Source organism: Halorubrum sp. Atlit-26R (assembly GCF_003666015.1).
GTDB lineage: Archaea > Halobacteriota > Halobacteria > Halobacteriales > Haloferacaceae > Halorubrum.
This window is the reverse complement of the sequence record NZ_QPLT01000187.1, coordinates 1-781: the sequence shown is the minus strand read 5'-3', so window position 1 is coordinate 781 and position 781 is coordinate 1. Positions and strand designations below refer to the sequence as shown.

The 781-nt window shown below is 38.0% G+C and carries 1 protein-coding gene; it reads left to right on the top strand.

Features of this window, described 5'->3' with window-relative positions:
- Nucleotides 1-81: 81 nt before the first annotated feature.
- A partial coding sequence (locus DVK07_RS22505; protein WP_147441275.1) for a hypothetical protein occupies nt 82-781 on the top strand: 700 nt, incomplete at its 3' end.

Genomic DNA, 781 nt, shown 5'->3' with positions numbered 1-781 from the left:
ATACTGCTCAGATGGATTTAACAAATGCCTGGAGGTTGAGACGCAACATAATTATGTCATCTGGGAACGAAGCAGGTTATCATGAGTGAAGGGGTAATATATTATGCAGTTGGGGAAAAATACCTGAACCAGGCAACGAATTCTGCGAAAAGTTTGAAATATCACAACAGTGTGGATGTGACAGTATTCACAGACCAAAATCAGCAGCCCGAGATTTTTGATCGATATAAGGTGATCAATAGAAACAAGCACCCATTCTACGACAGAATAAAACATTTCATGGATAGTCCTTATGACAAGACATTATATATCGACACCGATACATTTGTATCAGATAATATACAAGATATTTATCAGATGTTGGATCGGTTTGATGTTGTTGCGAGAATCGATCCATTTAGGGATACCGCTGGACCGCATTGGGGGAGCGATGAATATGACGTAGAGGCCCCAGATTCTTTTCCCGAGTATCAATGCGGAGTTCTTGGCTATAAGCTCAATTCTTCCGTGCTAAAAATGTTTGAGGATTGGAGAAAAAGATATTCTAAAAAGCTTGAGTCCAATCTAATCGATCAGCCATTTTTCAGAGAAGCAGTATATAATCAAGATAATCTTAAGATTGGGACACTTCCTCCAGAGTATAATCTTCTAGTGAACAATTTAAATTGTCTCCAAGAAAAAGCAAAAATATTACATTTCAACGGCGGCTACTATGATAAGAAATCCATCGGGAGAAAGGAAACTCCGGAAGAAATTCTTGATCAAGTAAATTCAGAGTATA